Below are 17,142 nucleotides of genomic sequence, written 5' to 3'. Positions count from 1 at the left end.
GCTCAGCTCCGCCCTTTAACGTTGTGTCCATGAACGTCTTCGGAGTGGACATCGGCGGATCCGGGATCAAGGGTGCTCCCGTGGACCTGGGCCGCGGCGACCTCGCACAGGAGCGCCACAAGGTGCTGACACCGCAGCCCTCGACCCCGGAGGCCGTCGCGGACGGCGTCGCGGAGGTGATCGGTCACTTCGGCTGGACCGGCCCGGTCGGCATCACCTTCCCCGGCGTCGTCACCGGCGGCATCATCCGTACCGCGGCGAACGTCGACAAGGGCTGGATCGACAAGGACGCGGCCGCCCTCCTCGGCGAGCGCGTCGGAGGGCTGCCCGTCACGATCCTGAACGACGCGGACGCGGCCGGTGTGGCGGAGATGACGTTCGGCGCGGGCCGGGGCCGCAAGGGGACCGTCATCCTGCTGACCTTCGGCACCGGGATCGGCAGCGCGGTCTTCACCGACGGCAGCCTGGTGCCCAACACCGAACTGGGCCACCTCGAGCTGAACGGCCACGACGCGGAGACGCGGGCGTCGACGAAGGCCAAGGAGGACGCGGACCTCAGCTGGTCGCACTGGGCACGGCGGGTGCAGAAGTACCTGGCCCACGTGGAGATGCTGTTCTCGCCCGAGCTGTTCATCGTGGGCGGCGGGGTGAGCCGCAAGTCGGAGAAGTTCCTGCCGCTGATCGAGGGCGTTCGGGCAGAGATCGTCCCGGCCGAGCTGCAGAACAACGCGGGCATCGTCGGCGCGGCGATGGCGGCGGCGAGCCGCTAGGCAACGCCTGCCATCAGCGTCAGCCGCGTCCGCCGGGGTCGCCGCCCGTACGGCCCCGGCGCTGGCGCCGCGCCATTGTCCGCACCTTCCGTACGCAGGTGATGACCCCTGCCACCAGCGTCCCGCCGTACAGCCAGCCCGCGTGCACGGCCAGCGCCGTCACCACGGCCATGGTCTGCCCGCCGACCCCGCCGCTGCCGCCGGAGATCGGCACGATCCCCACGGCGAACGCGATCGGCACGATGATCGGCGCACTGACCAGGTCGGCCTCACGCACCCAGAGGGCTGTCAGGGCGCTGACCGGCAGGAACATCAGCCCGTACACGGTCGCGGAGCCGTCGAACAGCAGCCAGGACAGACTGCCCAGCGCCAGCATCGCGGCGGCCGCGAACAGCCCCGCACCGAGCCCGGTCAGCCGGGGATTCGGCAGCCGCCGCAGCGCGAGCACCAGGGGAGGGACGGGCCGCGGCGGGCCGGCGGGCACCGGATAGACGGCGGCGGCGTCGGCGAGCGTGCTCGGCGCCGAGACGGGGGCCTTCGGCTGCTGCCGGGGGCGGGGGCGACCTGTCCTGTGCTGGTCCACTCGCACAAAGTAGGTCGCGGCGGCGGAGGAAACCGGCACTGGACACGCCCTTTGGACGACCTTGGTGCTGTGTTCGACTCCGCCGGCCGTCGCAGGCCCGCCGGGCCCGCCCGTAAACTGGTGGATCGGCCCCGCCCTACCGGGCTGTACGCCGACCCGCCAGTCCGCAGCTCTCCACACTCTCCACGTCAGGAAGTCGCCAACGTGTCGCTCACGATCGGAATCGTCGGTCTGCCGAATGTCGGCAAGTCGACCCTGTTCAACGCCCTGACCAAGAACGACGTGCTGGCGGCCAACTACCCGTTCGCCACCATCGAGCCGAACGTGGGCGTCGTGGGCGTCCCCGACCCCCGTCTCGCCGTCCTCGCGAAGATCTTCGGCTCGCAGCGCATCCTCCCCGCCACGGTCGACTTCGTCGACATCGCCGGCATCGTGCGCGGCGCGAGCGAGGGCGAGGGCCTGGGCAACAAGTTCCTGGCGAACATCCGCGAGTCCGACGCGATCTGCCAGGTCATCCGCGCCTTCAAGGACGAGAACGTCGTGCACGTCGACGGCAAGGTCTCGCCCAAGGACGACATCGAGACGATCAACACCGAGCTGATCCTCGCGGACCTGCAGTCGGTGGAGAAGGCGGTCCCCCGCCTCACGAAGGAGTCCCGCCTCCAGAAGGAGAAGGTCGCGGTCCTCGCCGCGGTCGAGGAGGCCCAGAAGATCCTCGAGTCCGGCCAGACCCTCTTCGCCGCCGGGATCACCGCGGGCACCGAGAAGGGCAAGCTCCTCCACGAGCTGCACCTGCTGACCACCAAGCCCTTCCTCTACGTCTTCAACGTCGACGAGGACGAGCTGGTCGACGAGGACTTCAAGAACGAGCAGCGCGCCCTGGTCGCCCCGGCCGAGGCGATCTTCCTCAACGCGAAGATCGAGTCCGAGCTGATCGAGCTGGACGACGACGAGGCCCTGGAGCTCCTGCAGTCCATGGGCCAGGAGGAGCCGGGCCTCGCGACCCTCGGCCGCGTCGGCTTCGACACCCTGGGCCTGCAGACCTACCTCACGGCAGGCCCGAAGGAGACCCGCGCCTGGACCATCAAGAAGGGCGCGACGGCCCCCGAGGCCGCCGGTGTGATCCACACCGACTTCCAGAAGGGCTTCATCAAGGCCGAGGTCATCTCCTTCGCCGACCTGGTCGAGACCGGCTCCGTGGCCGAGGCCCGCGCCAAGGGCAAGGCACGCATGGAGGGCAAGGAATACGTCATGCAGGACGGCGACGTGGTGGAGTTCCGCTTCAATGTGTGACGGGTGACGTAACACCACGTCACTGATCTGGCAAACGTGCAGGTCAGATGGGGTCCGACTCTTCGGAGTCGGGCCCTTTGTTTTTCCCGTGCTGGGATGGTGCTGGGATAGCTGACCCCTCGTCACCTGTCGTCATCCCTGGTCATCCGTACCGTGCTGGGATCGTGTTGGCATGGATGGGGGTGCCCGTGCTGGGATTTGTGCGAGCGGGGCGCTGACCGAGCTGTGAAGGTAGTGCGGACGTGGCGATTTTCCTACTCGTTTGACACAATCGGGGGCATGGCTGAGGCGACGTACAGCATCGGGGAAGGGCCAGCGACGCGGGTGAGCTTGTCGCTGCCGGAGGGGACCGCGGAGGCGATCCGGGCTCGGGTGGGCAAGCGGGAGTTCTCCGCGTTCATCGCCGAGGCGGTCGAGCGTGAGCTGCGCGGGCAGGTCCTGGACGAGTACCTGGCGGACTACGAGAGCCGCAAGGGGCCGGTCTCCGAGCCGGCTCGTCAACGGGCGCGGCAGGTCTTCGACGAGGTGTTCGCCGAGGAGGCCGAGTGGCCCGCCGCAGGCTGAGTCACGAGGGGACGCTCGTCCTCGACAGCGAGGGACTCTCGAAGCTGCTCGCTGACGAAGAACAGGTGGTGGCTCTGATCGCTGAGGCGCGCTCGCGTGGCATGGAGGTCGTGATCAGTGCGCTCACCATCATCGAGGCCGTCCACGCCCGTACGAACAAGTCACGCCTGAACTGGGTGCTTTCCGGGCTGCGGGTCGTCCCGGTCGGTGACGAGGAGGCGAGGGCCGCCTCGAAGTTGCTGATGAATGCCGGGTTGCACGGACACAAGTACGCGATCGATGCGGCCGTCGCGGAGGCCGCGCTGCGACAGCACCGCCCCGTGGTCATGCTGACTTCCGATATTGACGACATGGCCAAGCTGTGCGGCGAGCGGGTCCGGCTCGTGGCGGTGTGATTTCCCTTGGTCCGGCTCAGTAGGAGCGGGGTCCGTAGGGGCTCCAGTGACCGAGGAAGGGCTTGAGGTCGTCGCCGCTGGGTTTCGGCGGCGTGGGCAGTTTCGGCGCTGAGGCCGATTCGGTGAGGTTTTGGAGGTGCGCGTCCGCGAACGCGAGCCACGCCTCGACCTCGGTCCGCTCCTGCCCGGGCGGAAGTGATGTGGCATGAGACAGCCGTCGTTCGCAACCGCCAGTTCATCGAGTAGCTGGTCCGCGTAGTTCGCAAGGGCCTTCGGCACGGCTCGGGGGCGCGGCGGTGCCGGTTCTCGGGCGGGGCGCTCCGGCGGTCGGGTGCTCTGCTCCACGGGGCGGATGCCGCGTTCGATGAGATGCTGCCGCCCCTTCTCGGTGAGGTGAGCGCTCCAATGCCCGCGGCGTTTGGTGACCTTGATGAGCCCTCGGTTCTGCAGGGCTTGTCCGCTGGTCTTGTACGTGCTGTCCGGCCAGACTCCGTCGCCGCGCGCACCGTTTCTCCGCTAGCGGTCCGAGAGCGCCCTGACCAGCCATGTTTGGGGCGCCCCCGGCAGGACTCGAACCTGCGGCCAAGCGCTTAGAAGGGGCCTGCTCCACCCGCTGAGCTATGCAGGCTGACCTGCGGCAGCGCGGAAGCTTCTGACTATGCCCCGCCAAGCCGGGGGTATACGGGACCTGTGGAGGCTCGTGCCGGCCCCGAGGTCTGGACGTGCATTCTGGGCGGCGGCCAGGCGTCGGAGCTGGCCGCCGGCGTCCAGGGAGACCGTGAGTGAGCGCGAGCGCTGCTCTAGCGTTGGCGATCTTCGGTCTTCTTGTACTTTGTCGCGCATTCCGTGCTGGGATGGTGCTGGGATGCGCCCGCATTTCCGCAGGTCACAGCCTTGTGGTGGAGTTCCGCTTCAACGTCTGAGCGGATGAAATAACACCACGTCGCTGATGTGGCAAGCAAGCAGATCAGAAGGGGCCGTGCTCTTGAGAGCCCGGCCCCGTCGTCCATACCGTGCTGGTTCGGTGCTGGATTTTCTGACGATTGGTCACCTCTGCTGGGCCCTGAGGATGAAACCGCTGTGACGACCTGGTGAGACGGAATAGCGCCCGCATGTAGGTGCACAAGGCTAAAGGTTTGCCTCTGCTGGGCCTGTGCTGGATGTTCAGACGCTGGATCAGTCGGGATCAGGTGTCGTAAGCGGTGGAGCGATGCCCGACGTGTACGACCCAGACCACGAGCTCCCTGTTGTCGATCGTGTAGACGACCCGGTAGTCGCCGACGCGCAGTCGGCGGCGTTCCGGCTGCGACACGAGCGCGGTGGTGTCGAAGCCGAAGGGGTCGCTTTCCAGCTCGGTCAGCTTGGCGAGGATGCGCAGCGCCATGTCGCGGGGGGTCTTCCGGAGTTCGGCCTGCGCCTCGGGTCGGAAGACGGTTCGGTACTCACTCACCGCGCGCCAGCGTTTCCCTCATGATGTCCTCGATCGGGATGCCTGGGGCCGGGTTGGCCATGCGCTCGTCGATGATCCGGTTGATCTCGCGCTCTTCCCATTCCTGGTACTTGCGCAGCACTTCGATGGAGACGACGGCGGCGACTTCCTTGCCTCGACGTGTGATCACCGTGGGCACGTCGTCGCGGTCTGCGCGCTCCACCACCTCCGCAAGGTGTGCGCGTACGTCGCGGATGGACTCTATGGGCAGCGGCTGCGTCATGCGCTCAAGTGTACCGAGTGTGCCATGTGTACACATTCAAGGGGCTGTGCGCTCGGCTCGGAGGCGCGGCGTGATTCCTCGGGTCGTCGCGTCGGTGCGAGGCCGACGGAGCGACACACCTGTCCACCGGAGCGCGTGCGCCGCGCGCCGTTGCACGGAGCACCCGCACATGGGACACCGCAGACCGGGATCTGCGGTGTCCCACCGAAAAGGTCAGCCCCTTTCGAGGATTGTCTTGAGCTCGGACAGCATCGCGGTCCAGCCGCCGCTGACGCCCTCGAGCATCTTGGAGTCGGCCGAGGCGAAGCCGTCGTGGGTGATGGTCAGCTTCACGCCCATCTCCGGCTCCTCGGCGAGCTCGATGTCGAAGGCAACCTTCGAACGCTCCTTGGCCGCTTCGGTGAACTCCGCGTCGCTCATGCCGAACATCTCCTGGTGCATCGGCTGCAGCGTGTGCCAGGTGTACGCGAGCCGCTTGCCGGGCTCCGACTCGGTGACGACCTGGCCGAGGTCCTGCGGCTCGCCGCCGTCCTCGACCGGCCAGAGCACCTTGGAGCCGAGCTGCCAGTCGGAGGACGGCGCGTAGCCGCCGTGGTACTGCTTCAGGAACTCCGGGCTGGTCAACCCCTGCCAGAGCTTCTCGGGCGTGGTGTGGATGTAGATCGTGTAGACGTACTCGGGCGTGGTCATCGCCGTTCCTTCCAGGGCGTGCTTCAGATTGCTGAGTGCCGCCATCCGGCCCCGCTCGTACTGGCCGATCCAGCGGTCCGCAATGTCGTGGATGGGCACGGGATTGAGGTAGTGCAGCCGCTCTCGGCCGCGCGGGACCGCCGTGACCAGGCCCGCTTCCTGCAGCACCGCCAGATGCTTGGAAACGGCCTGCCTGGTCATCTCCAGCCCAGCGCACAGCTCGTGCAGACTCTGCCCGTCCCGCTCGTTCAGCCGGTCCAGCAGTCTTCTTCGGCTCGCGTCCGCGAGTGCTTTGAACACCTCGTCCATGCCATCGAACCCCCTCGAAACCAAAATGGCAACCATTTGGTTGCCTGTCAACCGACGGAGGTGCTGCCGACGGGGCGGCGTGCGCCGACGGGTGTCGGTGGACGCCGCCCTCGGGTGGAAGGGTCGCGGGAGGTGGCCCGCGTCGTCATGACGGCTACTTCGGATCGCGGTTGAACTTCGAGGTGGACCAGACGTAGCCGAGCGCCGTGAGGCCGAGGCACCAGGCGACGGCGAGCCATCCGTTGTGGCCGATCTCGCTGCCGAGCAGCAGGCCCCGGAGGGTCTCGATGGCGGGGGTGAACGGCTGGTACTCGGCGATCGGCTGGAACCAGCCGGGCATGGCGTCGACCGGGACGAAGGTGCTGGACAGGAGCGGCAGCAGGATCAGTGGCATCGCGTTGTTGCCGGCGGCTTCGGCGTTCGGGCTGACCAGGCCCATGCCGACCGCGATCCAGGTGAGCGCCATGGCGAAGAGCACGAGGAGTCCGAACGCCGCGAACCACTCCAGGGCCGTGGCGTCGGTGGACCGGAAGCCGACGGCCACGGCGACGGCGCCGACGAGCGCCACGCTCGTGACCGACTGCAGCACGCTGCCGATGACGTGCCCGATGATCACCGAGCCGCGGTGGATCGCCATCGTCCTGAAGCGGGCGATGATGCCCTCGGTCATGTCGTTGCAGACGGAGACCGCGGTGCCGACCACGGTGCTGCCGATGGTCATCAGCAGAAGGCCCGGGACGACGAAGGCGACGTATGCGGACCGGTCGGCACCTCCGCCGCCGATGCCCGCGCTCATGGTGTCTCCGAAGATGTAGACGAAGAGCAGCAGCAGCATGATCGGGGTGAGCAGCAGGTTCAGGGTGAGCGACGGATAGCGCCGTGCGTGCAGGAGATTGCGGCGCAGCATCGTGGAGGAGTCGCGTACGGCGAGGGAGAGGGAGCTCATCGGGCAGTCTCCTTGGGCTGGTTGTTCCGGCCGGGCGCGCCGGAGCCGGTCAGGGCGAAGAACACGTCGTCGAGGTCGGGGGTGTGCACGGTCAGCTCGTCGGCCTCGACGCCGGCGGAGTCCAGCCGGTCGAGGACGGAGCGCAGTTCGCGCTGGCTGCCGCCGCTGAGGATCTGCAGTGCCAGCGCCTCGTCGTCCCGTGTGACCTCGCGGAGTGCGGAGGCGGCGGACCGGTACGCGGCCGGGTCGGTGAAGCGGAGCCGGACGTGTCCGCCGGGGACGATCCGCTTCAACTCCTCCGCGGTGCCGTGGGCGGCGATCCTGCCGTCGTTGAGCACGGCGATGCGGTCGGCGAGTTCGTCGGCCTCCTCCAGGTACTGGGTGGTGAGGAAGACGGTGACGCCGTCGGAGACGAGTTCGCGGATGATCTGCCACATGTTGTGGCGGGAACGCGGGTCGAGGCCGGTGGTCGGTTCGTCGAGGAAGATGATCCGCGGGTCGCCGACCAGGGTCATGGCGATGTCGAGGCGGCGCTTCATGCCGCCGGAGTAGGTGGAGGCCGGCTTCTTCGCCGCCTCCACCAGGTCGAAGCGCTCGAGGAGTTCGGCGGCGGTGCGGCGCCCCTCGCCGCGGGACAGGTGGTGCAGGTCCGCCATGAGGAGCATGTTCTCCTCGCCGGTGATCAGCCCGTCCACGGCGGAGAACTGGCCGGTGACGCCGATCATGGCGCGTACGGCCTGCGGTGCGGCGGCGAGGTCGTGGCCACCGACGCGGATCTCGCCGGAGCCGGGGTCGGGGGAGACGAGGGTGGAGAGGATCTTGACGGCGGTGGTCTTGCCGGCCCCGTTCGGGCCGAGCAGGGAGAAGACCGTTCCTTCGGGGACGGTCAGGTCGACGCCGTCGAGCACGACCTTGTCGCCGTAGGACTTGCGCAGTGCGTGCGCCGCGATGGCCAAGCCGGTCATGAGGGGGTTCTCCTTCAGAGGCTGCGGGCGTCGATGTCGCCGTGGTCGGTGGTCGCGTGGATGTGCAGGCCCGCGGAGGCGCCTTCGGTGTTCTTGAGCGAGTTGGTGATCCGGCCGTAGCCGGTGCCGGCGTCCAGCGAGGCGGAGACTCCGGCGGCGGCGCGGACCGACACGTTGCCCATCCCGGCGCGCAGCACGACCGTGCCGCTCACGGCCTCGGCGATGCGGATGTCGCCCTTCTGGGTGTTGATCTCCGCGGGGCCGCCCAGTTGGCCGACCGACACGTCACCGGCGAGGGCGGTGAGGCGGACGCTCGCGGCCTCGTCGATCTTGACCGCGTCGTGCGGGCCGTACGCGCCTTCGAGGGCGACGTCGCCGAGCCGCCCGACGCCCCGGAATTCGGCGCCCGCCGCCTTCGCTTGGACGCGGGAGCCGGCGGGCAGCCGGATGGTCACCTCGACGGAGCCGGAGGGGCCGAGGATCTGGTTCTTCGCCGCCGGGGCCTCGATTCGCAGGACGCCGTCGCCGTATTCGACCGTGGTCTGCTCCGCGGCCTTCACGTCGCGGCCCTTCGAGGCGTCCGCGGGCAGGACCTCGACCGTGGCGTCGGACCGGTCGGAGGCGATGACCTGGATCCGCCCCGCGGGGATGTCCAGGACGGTGGAGATCGGGGCCGGGGTGTCGAACTTCCGCATCGTGCTCTCCTCTTGCCGCTGCTTGTTTCTGACACCGGAAACGCTACGTTGCGTTCACGATCTAGGCAACAAGCTCGTTGCGTACGGGGTGTGTATATGCAGGTTATAGCCTGGATATCGTTGCAACGGTTGGGTTTTTAACGCAATGGAGTCAGTGCGGTTCGTTGCATTGGGTTCCGGGTGAACGCTATGTTGGATCACCGAGGGAAGCGCACGTAGGGAGATCGCGATGCCGGGAGGCAGACTCACCCAGCAGGAACGCCGGCAGATCGCGCTGGGGGTGGCCGACGGCCTCGCCTACGCGGAGATCGCCAGGCGCCTCGACCGTCCCACCTCGACGATCACGCGCGAGGTGATGCGAAACGGCGGCCCCGCCGCATACCGCGCCGACCTCGCCCAGCGCGCCACCGAGCGCCGCGCCCACCGGCGCAGGCAGGCGGCCCCCCGGGGGGCGCAGACGCCCGAGCAGGGCCGCGGACGTGACGCCGAGGCCGTGCGCGAGTACGAGGAGGCGTTCACCACCCTCCTCATGCAACAGGGCCTGCCCAAGATGACGTCCCGGGTCCTGGTGTCCCTCTACACCACCGACGCGGGCAGCCTCACCGCGTCCGAACTCGTCCAGCACCTCCGGGTAAGCCCGGCGTCCGTCTCCAAGGCCGTCGCGTTCCTCGAGGGCCAGGGACTCATCCGCCGCGAACGCGACGAACGCCGCCGCGAGCGCTACATCGCCGACGACGACGTCTGGTACCAGGGGATGATCGCCGCCGCCCGGTCCCACGCCCAGCTCGCCGAGACCGCACGGCAGGGCGTCAGCCTCCTGGGCCCCGACACCCCGGCCGCCACCCGTCTGGAGAACATCGCCCGCTTCGTCGACTTCGTCGGCGAGAGCATGACCCGTGCCGCCGAACAGGCCCGCGAAGTCCTCCACTCGAAAGCCGGAACGACCTCGGGCGGCACCACGGAGCCGGGGGGTGCCACGGAGCCGGGGGGTGCCACGGAGCCGGGCGGTGCCACCGAGCCGGGCCCGGACCACGGATAGAGACCCCGACCGCGGGCGGGTTCCGACATGCGCGGCGTCTGCTTTCGGACATTTGCCCCGTCGGCAGTGGTCCGGGGTCCCCGCCGGGGCAGGTCCTGCACGTCATGCGTGAGCCGCGCCGGGGCGGGGGGAAGCGCTCGCACGCGTATTGTCGACCCTTGCGGCAAGTGGATCATGGAGGTCTCAGGTGGAGTTCCGGCTGCTCGGCTCCGTCGCCGTCGTGACGGAGAACGGCGATGTGGCCCTTGGACCCGCCAAGCGCTCCAGTCTGCTGGCCATGCTGCTGCTGCGCCCCAACACCGCCGTGAACGTGGACCAGTTGACCGCCGCGCTCTGGGAGGACGAGCCGCCGACCCATTCCAGGACCGTTCTGCAGGGTCACGTCTCGCGGCTGCGCGCGCTGCTCGCCGCGCACGGCGCCGAGGTGTACGGGGTCGAGCTGGCCACCCAGGGCTCGGCGTACCTGCTGCGGATGCCCGAATCCCTGGTGGACGCCCACCGCTTCGAGGAGCTCGTCGCACTCGCCAGGGTGCAGCGCCGGCCCGCCGACGCCGTACGGATGCTGCGCGACGCCCTCGCCTGCTGGCAGGGGCCCGCACTCACCGGAACCGTGCGGAGCAGGCCGCTGGAGGCGGCGGCCGGGGGCCTGGAGGATCTGCGGCTGGCCGCGGTGGAGGCACTGGCGGACGCGTACGGGCAGCTCGGCGAGCACGGCAGGGCCGCCGCGGTGCTCCGCACCGAAGCCGTCGCGCACCCGCTGCGTGAATCGCTCGCGGCCGCGCTGATGCTGGCTCTCGGCCGCTCGTCACGGCAGTCGGACGCGATCAGCTGGTACCACCGCACCCGGCGGCTGCTCGCGGAGGAACTCGGCGTGGACCCCGGCGAGCAGCTCAGTGAGGCGTACGCGACACTCCTGCGCTCCGCGGGTCCCGCTCCCGCGCAGCGACCGCCCGCCCCCGCCGAGGTCCCGGTCCCCGCCGAGGTCCGGGTCCCCGAGCTGCTGCCGCGACCGCCGCGCGGATTCACCGGTCGGGGCGCCGAACTGGCGGCACTGGCCAGGGCGGTCGGCGACGCCCCCGTATGCCTCGTCACCGGGCCCGCCGGGGTCGGCAAGACGGCCTTCGCCCTGCACTGGGCCTACCAGCGACGCGCCGACTTCCCCGACGGGCGGCTCTTCGCCGACCTGCACGGCTTCAGCGAGACCCAGGCCCCCGAAGCCGCCACCGTGCTGCGGGAGTTCCTCCTCGCGCTCGGCTGCCCGCCGGAGCGTATTCCGGTGGCCGCCGAGGCGATGGGAGCGCTGTTCCGTGCACTCACCGCGGGACGCAGACTCCTCGTCGTACTCGACAACGCGCGTTCCTCCGAGCAGGTCCGGCCGCTGCTGCCCGGCGGTGAACACTGCGTGACGCTGGTGACCAGCCGCGACCGGCTCGGAGGTCTCGTCGCATCGGACGCCGCCCGCCCGGTGGCGCTCGGGCACCTTCCGCGGGCCGACGCCTCGGCTCTGCTCGCCACCGTCCTCGGGGAGGAGCGGATCGCCGCGGAACCTGACGCCGCCGCGCAGCTGGCCGGGCTCTGCGACGGCCTGCCGCTCGCACTGCGGGTGACGGCGGCCCGGCTGGCCGAGCGGCCCCAGTGGACGCTCGCGGCGATGGCCGGGGAACTCGCGGACGAACAGGGCCGCTTGGCCCTGCTGGACGTCGAGGACACCGGAGTCTCCGCAGCGCTGCGGCTCACCGTGCAGCAGCTGCCCGAGTCCGCCGCCCGGATGTTCTGTGCGCTGGGCCTGCACACAGGGTCCGAGCTGGACCGTTTCGCCGCGGGCGCGCTCGCCGGGACGTCCCCCGCGCGGGCGTCGGCGGACCTGGACCGCCTGACCGCCGCCCATCTGCTCACCGAATCGGTCCCGGGCCGCTGGACGCCGCACGACCTCGTACGCCTCTACGCCCGCCATCTCTCCCCCCAGGCCGACCCAGAGGGGCTGCCGCGGCTCCTCGACCACTACCTGTACACCGGGCTCGCGGCCGATGCGGCCGCCGAACCGGGCTCCCAGCCCTGCTACTCACTGCCCGCGGGCATGCGGCGTCCCGCCGCGACAAGGGAGTTCGAGGACCGGACCGCCGCGCTGGCCTGGTACGAGGCCGAGCGCCCCGCCCTGGAGGGCGCGGTCGCCGCCGCCACCTCCCTGGGCCTTCACGACCGGGTCTGGCGGCTCGTCCTGATGCAGTGGCCGTTGATGCTCTGGCGGATCAGGGACGGCTGGGTGCCGCTCCTGGAGACCGCGCGCGACGCCGCGGAGCAGGAGGGCGACCCGGACGCCCAGTCGCGCGCACGGGCACTGCTCGGCTGGGTGCTGCACGCCGAGGGCCGGGACGACGAGGCTCTCCTGCAACTGGAGAAGGCTCCCGAACTGGCGGCCGCGGCGGGTGACGAGATCAGCGAGGCGATCGCCTCCGTCAATCTCGCGGTGGTCCTGGACTCCGTCGGTGAGCGCGAGCGGGCCGGGCCGCTCATGGCCCGGGCGGTCTCGCTCGCCGACCGGACGGGCCATCCGCCCACCCAGGTGCTGACTCTCCGGCACCTTGCCGGGCACTGCCTGGGGGCGCGGGATCACGAGGCGGCACTCGCGCACACCCTTCGCGCGACGGAACTCGTCCCGGCCGACGCGGTGGTCGGCCGGACGCAGCTGCAGCTCCTCCTGGGCGAGGCACTGGCAGGGCTCGGCCGCCTCGAGGAGGCGGCTGACCAGCTTGAACAGGCGTCTCTTTCGGCCGAAGCGGCCGGTTTCACGGAGGGACACGAACGGGCGGCGGAGCTGCTGTCGCGGCTGCCGGTAAATCGTTAGCGGTACGCAAGTGGGACGGCAGCGCCGGGCCCGAAGCTGTAGTCGGACCGAAACAGTGTGCCGAACACGGCCACGACCGACTGCTCGACGGGGGAGAACCACCATGCGTACCCACCACAGGAACACCGTCCTTGCCGCCGCCGCCATCGCCGCCCTCTCACTGGGTCTCACCGCCTGCGGCGGCAGTGACGGCGCCGAGGGGGCGGCGGACGCCGGCTCGTCGTCGGCGTCCTCGGACTCCGGCTCCAAGGCGTCGGCAGGGGCGGCGTCGGACGCGAAGGGCGCGGCAGCGGCCGGGGCCGCCGCCGAGGACGGCGCGGGCTCCACCGCCGGCGGCAGCGGCGGAACGGGTTCGACCGGCGCGAAAGGCGGCCCGCAGGATGGTTCGAAGGGCGGGTCGAAGGGCGGGTCGAAGGGCGGCTCGCAGGGTAACGCCGACGCCCCCGCCTGCACGTACGAGGACGTGAAGATCACGATGGAGAAGGCCGACGAGGTGCCCACCGAGCACATCGTGCTCACGGCGACCAACACCTCCGGCCGCACCTGCCGGATCCTCGAGTACCCGCTGATCGCGTTCGGCGACGTCCAGACCGCCAAGGACATCCCGGCCGTCGCGAAGAGCAGGCCGGAGGCGCCGATCGTCCTCGAGCCCGGCGCGCCGGCGTACGCCAATGTCCGCGTCGCCCTCGGCGGGGTGGACGAGGACAACAAGGTCGTCACCCGCTTCAACGTGAACCTCTTCGCGGCCGACGGCCCGGCCGAGGGCAGCGATGTCGTCACCGCCCCCGCGGGTGGTCTCGCCGTCGACGAGGCCGCCGCGAAGACCGGCTACTGGACGTACGAGCTGCGCAACGGCGCCGACGACTTCTGAAGGCCGCGCTCGAAGTCCTGCCGCCGCCCCCACCAGCGGCCCGTCTGCCCTCGCCCGCACACCCGGTGACGGACCTCCCGGTCCCGACGGCACACCGTCGGGACCGGGACGCGTCCTTCCGGCCGCGAGCCGAAACGGGCCGCGTCCGACCCGGCAGCACACGGACACCTGGGGAAGTGCCATGATCGGTGGCATGGGTGAGCGAATCATCGCGGCGTGCGACGGCGCCGCAAAGGGCAACCCGGGGCCGGCCGCATGGGCCTACGTGGTCGCGGACGGCGCCGGGGTCCCGCAGCGCTGGCAGTCCGGACCGCTGGGCCACAGCACGAACAACATCGGCGAACTCACCGCGCTCGAGCAGCTGCTGGCCTCGACGGACCCCGCGACGCCGCTGGAGGTCCGCCTCGACAGCACGTACACCCGTGACGCGGTGACCAAGTGGCTGATCGGGTGGAAGCGGAACGGCTGGAAGACCGCCGCGGGCAAGCCGGTCGCCAACCGCGAACTGATCCAGCGCATCGACGCCCTCCTGGAAGGGAGGGACGTCGTCTTCGTGTACGTCCCCGCCCACCAGGTGGACGGGGATCCGCTGAACGCCGTCGCCGACAAGGCGGCCGGCGACGCCGCCCGTACGCAGCAGGGCGCGGCCGGAACGGCGGCCGACCTTCCCGTGCCGGACCCGGTCACCGCCTCCGCACCGCGTCGCGGCGGCGGCCGGCCGCGCGGTGCGTCGGCCGCCTCCGCGTCGAAGTCCACATCGTCGGGCAGGCGCACTCTGTCCGCCCGTTTCGCCGGGACCTGCCCCTGCGGCAGCCCGTACGCCAAGGGCGACAAGATCACCAAGGTCGGCGCGAGCTGGGGGCACCCCGGGTGCGCCGCCGCGGCAAGCACCTGAGTACCCGCCCGAAACGGCGGACCGCACCGTCGAGTTCGCCCCCTCCGGTGTCCCCGCCTCCCCGGCCCCGCGGTGTCTCAGGAGGGCGCGGCCGACGGCGCCGAGGGATTGACCGTGTCGAACCAGACGAGTCCCTTCGCCGCTGACAGCAGGAAACGGCCGCTGTACGCGCCTTTGGTGATCTCGGCGTCGAAGGTCTCGCTGCCGACCCATCCGGCCCCGGCCGGGACATGGGCCGCGAGCCGCTCCGGCACCTCTGACGGCGTCCGCGGACGGAAGCCGCGGGCCGACTTGGACAGCAGTCGGGCGACCGTGCCGTCCGCGGGCCGGGCGACCCCGACCACGCGGATGTCGGACGGTCCGGGGACCGACCGGCCGTCGTTGTTCCGCACCCGGTCGTAGCCGAGCCAGTGGGCCTCGCTCAGCGGACCGAGCAGCGGGAAGCGTTTCTCCAGCGGTCCGGTGTCCGTGCGCAGCGGGCCCTCGTCGGGCCCGCCTGCGGCGGCGTCGGTTCCGCACGCGGAGGTCAGGGCCAGGGTCCCCATGGCCAGAAACAATCGCCGCGTCACCTGTGACATCCGCGCCCCCGTCGTCGAACCGCCGCGATCGTACCGTCCGGGTGTCGCCGGACCGCTTGTCAGACAGGCTGGCCGATCGGCCGGATGATCATGGTGTTGATGTCGACGCCGTACGGCCGGCCGACCGCCCACACGATGGAGTCGGCGATCTGATCGGCGGTCAGCAGATGCCCCTCCGGCAGGGCGCCGAGGCCGTCCCAGAAGGGGGTCTCGACGCGGCCCGGCGCGACGAGGGTGACACCGACCCCGTCGGCCGTCACCAGGCGGCGGGTGTTCTCCGCGAGGCCGGTGACCGCCCACTTCGTCGCGCCGTAGATGTTGCCCGGGGTGTTCTGGAACCCGGCGACGCTGCCGACCAGGACGATCCGGCCGCGGGTCTCCTTCAGAGCGGGCAGCGAGGCGCGGATCAGCAGGGCGGGGCCCAGGACGTTCGTGAGCACCATCTCGCGCCAGCCCTCGGGGTCGCCGTCGGCGACCGAGTCGTGCGTGGCGAAGCCGGCGTTGGCGACGACCGCGTCGAGACGCCCGAACGCCTCGACCGTGGTGTCGACGGCCGACTGGACCGACTTGTGGTCGGACGCGTCGCCGGGGAGCAGCAGCAGACCGTCGGGGTCGCCCAGTTCGCCGGCGAATCGGCGCAGCCGTTCGGGGCTGCGGCCGGTGACGGCGACGCGGTGGCCGCGGGCGAGGAGCCGGCGGGCCGCGGACGCGCCGATGCCGCTGCCACCGCCCGTGATCAGCGTGACCTGTGCCGCGGGTGTGGTGTCCTTGCTCATGCTGTTGCCCCCTGTGCTGGCTCGAGTGCCTGTCCGGCGCCGGGATTCCATCACTTGGAGCGCGCTCGATGTCAACGGCGGAGGCGGCCTGCGTGCTTCACGGCGCCAGGCCCGTCTTCAGCCCGGCCCCGCACAGCGGCACCACGGCCGTGCGGTCGGTCCAGGCGCCGGCTGCCGCCCAGCAGGCCACTCCCGTCGACTCGACGAACAGTCCGCGGGTGGCGAGGTCTCGCTGGGCTGTCCGGATCTCGTCCTCGGTGACGGTCAGGAAGGTTCCGCCCCATTCCCGTACGGCCCGAAGGATCTGCCGGGCCCGCGGCGGGTTCGGGATGGCGATGCCCTCGGCGAGCGTCGGGCGGGCGGGGGAGGCGTCGAGGAGTTCGTCGGCGCCCGCGTGGAACGCCGCGGCCAGTGGCGACACCGCCTCCGCCTGGACGGCGATCAGTGCCGGACGGGAGTCGATCAGCCCGTGCGAGTGCAGTTCGGACAGGGCCAGTGCCGCACCCAGCAGCAGCGTGCCGTTTCCGACGGGAACGACGATCGCCTCGGGGAGCCGGCCGCCGAGGTCCTCCCACAGCTCGTACACGTACGTCTTGGTCCCGTGCAGGAAGTACGGGTTGTGGACGTGGCTCGCGTAGAAGACACCGGGCAGGCTCGCCGCCGAGCGAGCGGCCGCGGCGGTGGCCTCGCGGTCACCGGGGACGATTTCCAGCCGCGCTCCGTGGGCCCGGATCTGCTCGACCTTCTTGGCGCTGGTGGCCTCGGGTACGTACACGGTGCAGTCCAGTTCCGCCCGCGCGCAGTACGCGGCGACGGCCGTGCCCGCGTTCCCGCTGCTGTCGGCGATCACGCGGCGTGGCCCGAGACGCCGGGCGAGCTCGGCGAGCATGACGGCGCCGCGGTCCTTGAAGGACAGTGTCGGAGTCAGGAAGTCGAGCTTCGCGGACACGGTCGGCGTGAGGGTCACGAGCGGTGTCCGGCCCTCGCCGAGCGACGTGACGGGTTTGGAGAGAGGCAGTGCCTCCTCGTAGCGCCACAGTGAGTTCACCCGTCCCGGCAGGGCGCCGAGAGGAACGGCCGAGGCGCTGAAGTCCAGGTCCCAGGGCCCCTGGCAGGCGGGGCAGCACCAGGTGGCAGAATCAGCCGGCGAGCGGCTTCCGCAGACGGAGCAACGATAAGTCGTCATGGCTCGTGAGCATGTCAGTCGTGTGGCGCG

General features: G+C 70.6%; 18 protein-coding genes. 8 read left to right on the top strand and 10 right to left on the bottom strand.

What is annotated here, in order from left to right:
- Positions 1-29: 29 nt before the first annotated feature.
- Positions 30-770 carry a polyphosphate--glucose phosphotransferase gene (gene ppgK, locus ACFYV1_RS12250; protein ID WP_389395389.1) on the top strand — a complete coding sequence of 247 codons (741 nt, stop codon included), beginning with the start codon at positions 30-32 and terminating at the stop codon, positions 768-770.
- A 19-nt stretch (positions 771-789) separates the two neighbouring features.
- Here the strand turns inward: ppgK and ACFYV1_RS12245 are convergent, their stop codons facing one another.
- Positions 790-1,353: a DUF6542 domain-containing protein gene (locus tag ACFYV1_RS12245; RefSeq protein ID WP_389395388.1), complete on the bottom strand. Its 564-nt coding sequence runs from the start codon at positions 1,351-1,353 to the stop codon at positions 790-792.
- 204 nt (positions 1,354-1,557) lie between these two features.
- Here ACFYV1_RS12245 and ychF point away from each other — a divergent pair, with 204 nt between their 5' ends.
- The 3 genes from ychF to ACFYV1_RS12230 all read left to right on the top strand — a co-directional run bounded on the left by ychF (position 1,558) and on the right by ACFYV1_RS12230 (position 3,605).
- A complete protein-coding gene (ychF, locus tag ACFYV1_RS12240; RefSeq protein WP_389395387.1) occupies positions 1,558-2,646 on the top strand; it encodes a redox-regulated ATPase YchF in 1,089 nt (362 codons plus the stop codon).
- A gap of 279 nt (positions 2,647-2,925) precedes the next feature.
- Positions 2,926-3,210 carry a hypothetical protein gene (locus ACFYV1_RS12235; RefSeq protein ID WP_028438980.1) on the top strand — a complete coding sequence of 95 codons (285 nt, stop codon included), beginning with the start codon at positions 2,926-2,928 and terminating at the stop codon, positions 3,208-3,210.
- On the top strand, positions 3,192-3,605 hold the full coding sequence (locus tag ACFYV1_RS12230; protein ID WP_037661709.1) for a PIN domain-containing protein: 414 nt from the start codon (positions 3,192-3,194) through the stop codon (positions 3,603-3,605). Before ACFYV1_RS12235 ends, ACFYV1_RS12230 begins: the two co-directional genes overlap by 19 nt.
- Positions 3,606-4,791: 1,186 nt before the next feature.
- On the opposite strand, the gene ACFYV1_RS12225 is transcribed toward ACFYV1_RS12230, so the two are convergent.
- From ACFYV1_RS12225 to ACFYV1_RS12200, 6 genes are all read right to left on the bottom strand, one after another.
- On the bottom strand, positions 4,792-5,055 hold the full coding sequence (locus ACFYV1_RS12225) for a type II toxin-antitoxin system RelE/ParE family toxin (RefSeq protein ID WP_389395386.1): 264 nt from the start codon (positions 5,053-5,055) through the stop codon (positions 4,792-4,794).
- Positions 5,048-5,317 (bottom strand): type II toxin-antitoxin system Phd/YefM family antitoxin, encoded by a 270-nt coding sequence (locus ACFYV1_RS12220; protein ID WP_019434848.1) that lies wholly within the window; start codon positions 5,315-5,317, stop codon positions 5,048-5,050. The genes ACFYV1_RS12225 and ACFYV1_RS12220 overlap by 8 nt, the downstream gene beginning before the upstream one ends.
- A 213-nt stretch (positions 5,318-5,530) precedes the next feature.
- Entirely contained in the window at positions 5,531-6,316 is a 786-nt protein-coding gene (locus ACFYV1_RS12215; RefSeq protein ID WP_389395385.1) for an ArsR/SmtB family transcription factor, read from the bottom strand.
- Between the two features lie 154 nt (positions 6,317-6,470).
- On the bottom strand, positions 6,471-7,262 hold the full coding sequence (locus ACFYV1_RS12210; RefSeq protein ID WP_389395384.1) for an ABC transporter permease: 792 nt from the start codon (positions 7,260-7,262) through the stop codon (positions 6,471-6,473).
- Entirely contained in the window at positions 7,259-8,227 is a 969-nt protein-coding gene (locus tag ACFYV1_RS12205; RefSeq protein ID WP_389395383.1) for an ATP-binding cassette domain-containing protein, read from the bottom strand. The genes ACFYV1_RS12210 and ACFYV1_RS12205 overlap by 4 nt, the downstream gene beginning before the upstream one ends.
- A 14-nt stretch (positions 8,228-8,241) precedes the next feature.
- Complete coding sequence (locus ACFYV1_RS12200) at positions 8,242-8,922, bottom strand: DUF4097 family beta strand repeat-containing protein (RefSeq protein ID WP_389395382.1); 681 nt, start codon at positions 8,920-8,922, stop codon at positions 8,242-8,244.
- Between the two features lie 229 nt (positions 8,923-9,151).
- Here ACFYV1_RS12200 and ACFYV1_RS12195 point away from each other — a divergent pair, with 229 nt between their 5' ends.
- The 4 genes from ACFYV1_RS12195 to ACFYV1_RS12180 all read left to right on the top strand — a co-directional run bounded on the left by ACFYV1_RS12195 (position 9,152) and on the right by ACFYV1_RS12180 (position 14,572).
- Positions 9,152-9,961 carry a helix-turn-helix domain-containing protein gene (locus tag ACFYV1_RS12195; RefSeq protein WP_389395381.1) on the top strand — a complete coding sequence of 270 codons (810 nt, stop codon included), beginning with the start codon at positions 9,152-9,154 and terminating at the stop codon, positions 9,959-9,961.
- Positions 9,962-10,148: 187 nt separating this feature from the next.
- Positions 10,149-12,806, top strand: a complete 2,658-nt coding sequence (locus tag ACFYV1_RS12190; RefSeq protein ID WP_389395380.1) for a BTAD domain-containing putative transcriptional regulator — start codon at positions 10,149-10,151, stop codon at positions 12,804-12,806.
- 103 nt (positions 12,807-12,909) lie between these two features.
- Positions 12,910-13,677 (top strand): DUF4232 domain-containing protein, encoded by a 768-nt coding sequence (locus ACFYV1_RS12185; RefSeq protein WP_389395379.1) that lies wholly within the window; start codon positions 12,910-12,912, stop codon positions 13,675-13,677.
- A 193-nt stretch (positions 13,678-13,870) separates the two neighbouring features.
- Positions 13,871-14,572 (top strand): ribonuclease H, encoded by a 702-nt coding sequence (locus ACFYV1_RS12180; protein WP_389395378.1) that lies wholly within the window; start codon positions 13,871-13,873, stop codon positions 14,570-14,572.
- A 77-nt stretch (positions 14,573-14,649) separates the two neighbouring features.
- On the opposite strand, the gene ACFYV1_RS12175 is transcribed toward ACFYV1_RS12180, so the two are convergent.
- From ACFYV1_RS12175 to ACFYV1_RS12165, 3 genes are all read right to left on the bottom strand, one after another.
- On the bottom strand, positions 14,650-15,150 hold the full coding sequence (locus ACFYV1_RS12175; protein WP_389395377.1) for a hypothetical protein: 501 nt from the start codon (positions 15,148-15,150) through the stop codon (positions 14,650-14,652).
- Between the two features lie 59 nt (positions 15,151-15,209).
- On the bottom strand, positions 15,210-15,926 hold the full coding sequence (locus ACFYV1_RS12170) for an SDR family oxidoreductase (RefSeq protein WP_389395376.1): 717 nt from the start codon (positions 15,924-15,926) through the stop codon (positions 15,210-15,212).
- Between the two features lie 97 nt (positions 15,927-16,023).
- Entirely contained in the window at positions 16,024-17,112 is a 1,089-nt protein-coding gene (locus ACFYV1_RS12165; RefSeq protein ID WP_389395375.1) for a threonine synthase, read from the bottom strand.
- Positions 17,113-17,142: the final 30 nt, after the last annotated feature.

It is taken from the genome of Streptomyces sp. NPDC003023 (genome assembly GCF_042888225.1).
Taxonomy (GTDB): Bacteria; Actinomycetota; Actinomycetes; order Streptomycetales; family Streptomycetaceae; genus Streptomyces.
Note: the sequence above shows the minus strand (reverse complement) of the source record. Positions and strands in the feature narration are given on the sequence as shown.